The 7,401-nt window shown below is 63.7% G+C and carries 4 protein-coding genes and 2 rRNA genes (1 of these 6 only partly in view); 2 read left to right on the forward strand and 4 right to left on the reverse strand.

The features are described from left to right. Nucleotides 1-18: 18 nt before the first annotated feature. Both FR742_RS28040 and FR742_RS28045 read right to left on the reverse strand, forming a co-directional pair. Complete coding sequence (locus FR742_RS28040; protein ID WP_261808781.1) at nucleotides 19-807, reverse strand: thiolase C-terminal domain-containing protein; 789 nt, start codon at nucleotides 805-807, stop codon at nucleotides 19-21. Next, complete coding sequence (locus tag FR742_RS28045; protein ID WP_222709067.1) at nucleotides 804-1,655, reverse strand: MaoC/PaaZ C-terminal domain-containing protein; 852 nt, start codon at nucleotides 1,653-1,655, stop codon at nucleotides 804-806. The genes FR742_RS28040 and FR742_RS28045 overlap by 4 nt, the downstream gene beginning before the upstream one ends. Before the next feature lie 112 nt (nucleotides 1,656-1,767). On the opposite strand from FR742_RS28045, the gene FR742_RS28050 reads away from it, so the two are divergent. Beyond that, nucleotides 1,768-2,418: a TetR/AcrR family transcriptional regulator gene (locus FR742_RS28050; RefSeq protein ID WP_148033719.1), complete on the forward strand. Its 651-nt coding sequence runs from the start codon at nucleotides 1,768-1,770 to the stop codon at nucleotides 2,416-2,418. Between the two features lie 146 nt (nucleotides 2,419-2,564). After that, a complete protein-coding gene (locus tag FR742_RS28055; RefSeq protein WP_148033720.1) occupies nucleotides 2,565-4,118 on the forward strand; it encodes an AMP-binding protein in 1,554 nt (517 codons plus the stop codon). Nucleotides 4,119-4,307: 189 nt separating this feature from the next. Here FR742_RS28055 and rrf read toward each other — a convergent pair. After that, nucleotides 4,308-4,424 (reverse strand): 5S ribosomal RNA (gene rrf / locus FR742_RS28060). 79 nt (nucleotides 4,425-4,503) lie between these two features. Next, nucleotides 4,504-7,401: ribosomal RNA gene (locus tag FR742_RS28065) — 23S ribosomal RNA — on the reverse strand; it runs 210 nt beyond the window's last position.

The following is a 7,401-nucleotide window of genomic DNA, read 5'->3' on the forward strand; positions in this document are numbered from 1 at the left end:
CCACCGAGCTCCGTTCGATCAAGATCCGCGGTTGGACAGGACAAGGCTGCCAGACGCCGCGAAGAAGATGCCCACCCCCTGCACGAAGCTGACCTCCACGTCGGGCACCTGCGCGGCGGCCTCGCCCCGCAACTGCCGGACGGACTCCAGGATCGCGAACATCCCGTACATGCCGGTGTGCGTGTACGCGAGCCCGCCGCCGTTGGTGTTCACCGGGAGGCTGCCGCCCGGAATCGTGTGACCGTCCGCGATGAACGCCCCTGACTCTCCCCTGCCGACGAACCCGAGATCCTCCAGCCCGTAGAGCGGCAGGTGCGCGAACGCGTCGTAGATCATCAGATGGCCGACGTCGCCGTGCCCGAGCCCGGCCGTGCGGAACGCCTCGGCGCTGGAACGGCGGAACGCCTGGAACGACCCCGGATCCTCCATCTGGGACACCATCGCGCTCTCGGTGGCCTCGCCCGAGCCCAGCAGGTCCAGGGGCAGGTTCTCGGGCGCCGGCTCGACGCCGACCACGTTCGTCATGAGCCGCGGGCCCTCGTCGAGCTCCACCAGCGCGATCACCGGCGAGACGGACTCGAAGCCGGGCATCGGCCGTCTGTTGATCACGTACGAGACGAGCCGCGCACGGCCGGACACCTTCACCCAGGCGACGTCAGGCGAGGCGCAGTAGCGGCAGAACGGCCGCGGGTAGAAGTAGTGCCGGCCGCACGCGCCGCACTGCTGGACGCGCAGCTCGCCCGCCTTCGCGGCGTCCCAGTACGGTGCGGTCTCGGGCGTCGGCTTGGGCATGAAGTCCTCGATCACCCGTTCCTCCGGCTGAACGTGCCGCGATCCAGCACGACCCGACCGGCCACCGTGGTCTGGAAGCGCCAGGTCTCGCCGTCGTCCCACAGGGCCACCGCCAGTTCCTGCCCAGGGAAGACCGGGGAGGCGAAGCGCGCCGACATGGTGCCGAACAGCTCCGGGTCCGAGCCGCACGCGGTGTGCAGCAGCGCCCTTCCGGTGAACCCGAAGGTGCACAGGCCGTGCAGGATCGGGCGGTCGAACCCGGCCTTCCCGGCGAGCCACGGGTCGGAGTGCAGCGGGTTGCGGTCGCCGCTCAGCCGGTAGAGCAAGGCCTGGTCGGGCCGCGTCCGGTAGGTCACCACGTGGTCGGGCGCGCTCTCCGGTCGTTCCCACGGCGCGGCGGAGCCTCGCTCGCCGCCGAAACCGCCCTCGCCCCTGATGAAGGTGCCGGTGCTGGACTCCGCGAGCACCTTGCCCGAGTCCGCGTCCATGACCGTGGAGTCCAGGACGGCGATGGCGTTCGGCCCCTTGTCGTAGAAGGCGGCCACGCGGCTCCTGGTCACGGTGGAGCCCTCGGGAGGCAGCGCGCCGTGCAGCGTGACCGACTGCTCGGCGTGCAGCACCTGGGCGAGGTGGAAGTCACCCAGCGGGGGCATCGACCCTCCGATGCCGCCGATCATGACCGCGAAGGTGGGCAGCACCTGCTGGGCGACGTCGTGCGAGTTCTCCGTCGTGAACGGCAGCTCCGTCAGCGGATCCTCGGCCCCCGCCCCGACGCCCAGCGCGTAGAGGATGGCGTCGGCCGAGGTCCATCGCCGGCCCCCGCCCTCCCACTCCTTGCCCACCAGGTCCAGATTCAGCGCCAAGGGAGCACTCCTTCCGTAAGGGTCCTGCCAGCACCATAATCCGGACAAAGTTCGTCTGTAAATACCGCGGAACCGGTGGCGAACCTCCCGAGACCTGGCAGACTGAGAAAATATGAAAACCGCTTCGACCACCTCCCGCCCCGGACGACCACCCGACCCCGGCATCGAGCCCCGAGTCCTCGACGCGACGCTGCAGATCTACGCGGAGGTCGGCTGGGCCGGGTTCACCATGGACGCCGTCGCGCGCCGGGCACGCGTGGGCAAGGCCGCCCTCTACCGCCGCTGGGAGAGCAAGGAGAAGCTGATCGTCGAGGCCCTGGCCTCGATCACCATGCCCGTCATGGCCGAGACCACCGGCTCGCTACGCGAGGACCTCCTGGCCATGTGCGTCCGCACGCTGAAGGCGCAGCAGAGCCGCGACGGCCTGGTCGGGCTGCGGGCGCAGATCGAGGCCAAGTTCTATCCCGAGCTGTTCGGCCAGGCCATGGAGGACCTCGGGAAGCAGTGGCGGACCCTGTCCAGGCGGCTCGTGCTGCTCGCCATCGACCGGGGCGAGATCCCCCAGGGCACCTCGCCGGCCCTGGTGCTGGACGCGGTGAACGGCATCATCGTCAACCACGTGCTCTCCACGCCGATCGACAGGATGCCCGCCCTCCTGGAGGACGCCCCCCAGTACGCCGAGCGGGTCGTCGATTTCGTGCTCTCCTCCATCGGCTACCGCCCCGCCGAAGCCGCCCTTGACACCGACGGGGCCCGGTCTTAGCTTCTGTGTTGCGGACGCATTTCGTCTGAATTTCACGGTACGAAGTCGCACACCAATCCCCTGACCAATTTCGGACAATTGGTGTCTGAAATCAGGGTCGTGCGTCCTTGGGCGATCGCCGCAAGGCGGAAGGTCTGGAGGAACGAATGCCGGCTACCAACCCTGACACGACGTCCGAGAATCCCGGTTTCTACGCGCTGGCGCTCCAGGACCCCCAGCGAGTGGCCTTCATCGGCCCGCAGGGCGAAGAGACCACCTTCGGTGAGCTGGGAGCCCAGGTCAACCGCATCTCCCACGGCCTCCGAGCGCTCGGCGTGGGCAAGGAAGACATGGTCGCCATCCTGGTGCACAACGGCCGGGAGTACATAGAGCTGGCACTCGCCACCATCCAGCTCGGCGCCTACATCGTGCCGATCAACACCCATCTCGCCCCGCCCGAGGTCGCCTACATCGTCAAGGACAGCACCGCCAAGGTGCTCGTCGCCCACTCCGACCTGGCCGGACACCTGCACAGCGAGGTCGGCGGGCTGCCGGCGCACCGCTACGCCATCGGCGACGAGGTCGAGGGTTGGCAGCCCTACCCCGAGCTGTGGAACGACCGGCCCGAGGAACAACCCGGCGACCGGGTCATGGGCGCCATCATGAACTACACCTCGGGCACCACCGGCCGCCCCAAGGGCGTGCGCCGGCCGCTGTCGGGCCTCAGCCCCGAACAGGAAGCCCCGCTCGCCTCGAAGCACTTCTACACGCTCGGCTTCCGGAAGCAGGGTGTCCACCTCGTCTGCTCGCCGCTGTACCACGCCGCCCCCGGCGCGTTCGCCATCAACGCGCTGCACCTGGGCCACACCGTGGTCTGCCACCGCAAGTTCGACGCCGAGGCGGTGCTGCGCGCCATCGAGCGCTACAAGGTGACCACCAGCCACATGGTGCCCACCCACTTCCACCGGATGCTCCGCCTGCCCGAGGAGGTCCGCCTCCGCTACGACGTCTCCAGCCTGGACAGCCTGATCCACGCCGCGGCGCCCTGCCCCGTCGAGGTCAAGAAGCAGATGATGGAGTGGGTCGGACCCAAGCTCTACGAGTATCTGGCGGCCACCGAAGGCGGCATGTCCCAGGTCACCCCGGAGGAGTGGCTGGCCAAGCCCGGCACGGTCGGCCGGCCGCAGCCGGGCACCACGCTCCGCATCGTCGGCGAGAACGGCGAAGAGGTGCCGGACGGCGAGCCTGGAACGATCTATTTCAGCAACGCCGGCCAGGCATTCGAGTACTACAACGACCCGGGGAAGACCGCGGCCGCCCGGCTCGACGGCATGTCCACGGTCGGCGACTTCGGCTACCTGGACGAGGACGGCTACCTGTTCCTCCTCGACCGCAGGACCGACCTGATCATCTCCGGCGGCGTGAACATCTACCCGGCCGAGATCGAGCAGTTCCTGATCACCCATCCGTCCGTCCAGGACATCGCCGTGATCGGCGTGCCCGACCCCGACTGGGGTCAGAGCGTGCTCGCCATCGTCCAGCCGTCACCGGGCGTGGAGGCCGGCGAGGCACTGGCCGAGAAACTCCGGGCCTACTGTGCCGAAGGGCTCGCCTCGTACAAGCGCCCGCGCAGGTTCGAGTTCCGCGAGGACTTCCCGCGGACGGAGGCGGGCAAGCTCCAGCGCCGCAAGCTGCGCGACGAGTACGTCGACAACAGCTGAAGAGGCGTTGCCGGTCTTTGCACGGGCCCCGGCGTGATAGCCGAAGCCTCCATGAAACAGGGCGAGCCTCGTGGCCGTAGCCTCAGGGCTCACCCACAAGAAAAGCCCCGAGGGCCGAAGCCTCGAAACCCCCCTAAAACAAGGAAAGGCCCCGACAGAACCTGTCGAGGCCTTTCCCATATGAAAATTGTCCGGCGGTGACCTACTCTCCCACACCCTCCCGAGTGCAGTACCATCGGCGCAGAGAAGCTTAACTTCCGGGTTCGGAATGTAACCGGGTGTTTCCTTCCCGCCATAACCGCCGTAACCCTCCGAAACACACAAGCACCGCTTGCTGTCTCAGAATTGCCTAGTGGACGCGAGCAAAACTCAAAAAGAACGCTTTGTGGTCAAGTCCTCGGCCTATTAGTACCGGTCAGCTCCACACGTTACCGCGCTTCCACCTCCGGCCTATCAACCCGGTCGTCTACCGGGAGCCTTACCCCTTCACAGGGTGGGAGACCTCATCTCAAGGCAAGCTTCCCGCTTAGATGCTTTCAGCGGTTATCCCTCCCGAACGTAGCCAACCAGCCATGCACCTGGCGATACAACTGGCACACCAGAGGTTCGTCCGTCCCGGTCCTCTCGTACTAGGGACAGCCCCTTTCAAGTCTCCTGCGCGCGCAGCGGATAGGGACCGAACTGTCTCGCGACGTTCTAAACCCAGCTCGCGTACCGCTTTAATGGGCGAACAGCCCAACCCTTGGGACCTACTCCAGCCCCAGGATGCGACGAGCCGACATCGAGGTGCCAAACCATCCCGTCGATATGGACTCTTGGGGAAGATCAGCCTGTTATCCCCGGGGTACCTTTTAGCCGTTGAGCGACACCGCTTCCACACGCCGATGCCGGATCACTAGTCCCAGCTTTCGCTCCTGCTCGACCCGTCAGTCTCACAGTCAAGCTCCCTTGTGCACTTACACTCAACACCTGATTGCCAACCAGGCTGAGGGAACCTTTGGGCGCCTCCGTTACCCTTTAGGAGGCAACCGCCCCAGTTAAACTACCCACCAGACACTGTCCCCGATCCGGATCACGGACCAGAGTTAGACATTCAAAACGACCAGAGTGGTATTTCACCAATGACTCCACCCGAACTAGCGTCCGAGCTTCCCAGTCTCCCACCTATCCTACACAAGACGCTCCAAACACCAATGTCAAGCTGTAGTGAAGGTCCCGGGGTCTTTCCGTCCTGCTGCGCGAAACGAGCATCTTTACTCGTAGTGCAATTTCGCCGGGTCTGCGGTTGAGACAGCGGGGAAGTCGTTACGCCATTCGTGCAGGTCGGAACTTACCCGACAAGGAATTTCGCTACCTTAGGATGGTTATAGTTACCACCGCCGTTTACCGGCGCTTAAGTTCTCACCTTCGCCAACCCGAAAGTCAGCTAAGCGGTCCCCTTAACGTTCCGGCACCGGGCAGGCGTCAGTCCGTATACATCGTCTTACGACTTCGCACGGACCTGTGTTTTTAGTAAACAGTCGCTTCCCCCTGGCCACTGCGACCCCCACCAGCTCCCACCGCAAGGGCGTTCACCAGCAGAGGTCCCCCTTCTCCCGAAGTTACGGGGGCAATTTGCCGAGTTCCTTAACCACAGTTCACCCGATCGCCTTGGTATTCTCTACCTGACCACCTGAGTCGGTTTAGGGTACGGGCCGCCACAACACTCACTAGAGGCTTTTCTCGGCAGCATAGGATCATCCACTTCGCCACAATCGGCTCGGCATCACATCTCACCCACAAGTGTTGCGGATTTGCCTACAACACGGGCTACATGCTTACCCCAGGACAACCATCGCCTGGGCTGGACTACCTTCCTGCGTCACCCCATCGCTTACCTACTACCACATCAGGTCGAGCGTTCGGCCTAACACCCGCCCCGAAGGGCCGGCTGACTTAAGGACTCTTAGTATCAATGGGTTCAGTATGGGCGCATTGAAGCGGGTACGGGAATATCAACCCGTTGTCCATCGACTACGCCTGTCGGCCTCGCCTTAGGTCCCGACTTACCCTGGGCGGATTAACCTGCCCCAGGAACCCTTGGTCATCCGGCGCGAGGGTTTCTCACCCTCGATTCGCTACTCATGCCTGCATTCTCACTCGCACAGCCTCCACCACTCGATCACTCGGCGGCTTCACCGGCTGCACGACGCTCCCCTACCCACCAACAAGACTCACGTCCCATCAGTGCCACGACTTCGGCGGTGTACTTGAGCCCCGCTACATTGTCGGCGCAGAATCACTTGACCAGTGAGCTATTACGCACTCTTTCAAGGATGGCTGCTTCTAAGCCAACCTCCTGGTTGTCTCTGCGACTCCACATCCTTTCCCACTTAGCACACGCTTAGGGGCCTTAGTCGGTGATCTGGGCTGTTTCCCTCTCGACTACGAACCTTATCGCCCGCAGTCTCACTGCCACGCTCTCACTTACCGGCATTCGGAGTTTGGCTGACGTCAGTAACCTTGTCGGGCCCATCGGCCATCCAGTGCTCTACCTCCGGCAAGAAACACGTGACGCTGCACCTAAATGCATTTCGGGGAGAACCAGCTATCACGAAGTTTGATTGGCCTTTCACCCCTACACACAGATCATCCCCCAGGTTTTCAACCCTGGTGGGTTCGGTCCTCCACCCAGTCTTACCTGAGCTTCAACCTGCCCATGCGTAGATCACTTCGCTTCGGGTCTACAGCATGCGACTCAAACGCCCTCTTCAGACTCGCTTTCGCTACGGCTCCCCCACACGGGTTAACCTCGCCACACACCATAACTCGCAGGCTCATTCTTCAAAAGGCACGCAGTCACATCACACACGTCCGAAGACGTGTAAGCTCCTACGGCTTGTAGGCACACGGTTTCAGGTACTCTTTCACGACCCCTCACCGGGGCACTTTTCACCTTTCCCTCACGGTACTCGTGCACTATCGGTCACCAGGGAGTATTTAGGCTTACCAGGTGGTCCTGGCAGATTCACACAGGATTTCTCGGGCCCCGTGCTACTTGGGATCCCCTCCAGCAGTCGACAAGGTTTCGCCTACCCGGCTCTCACGGTCTACGGCAGCCCTTCCCAGAGCTTTCGACTACCCCATCGATTTCTCACTGCTCGAAATCCCGGCAGAGACTTCAAGAAGGTCCCACAACCCCGGACATGCAACGCCTGCCGGCTATCACACACGCCCGGTTTAGCCTCCTCCGCTTTCGCTCACCACTACTCACGGAATCACTCTTGTTTTCTCTTCCTACGGG

This window comes from Nonomuraea sp. C10 (assembly GCF_008017515.1).
Lineage (GTDB): Bacteria > Actinomycetota > Actinomycetes > Streptosporangiales > Streptosporangiaceae > Nonomuraea > Nonomuraea ferruginea.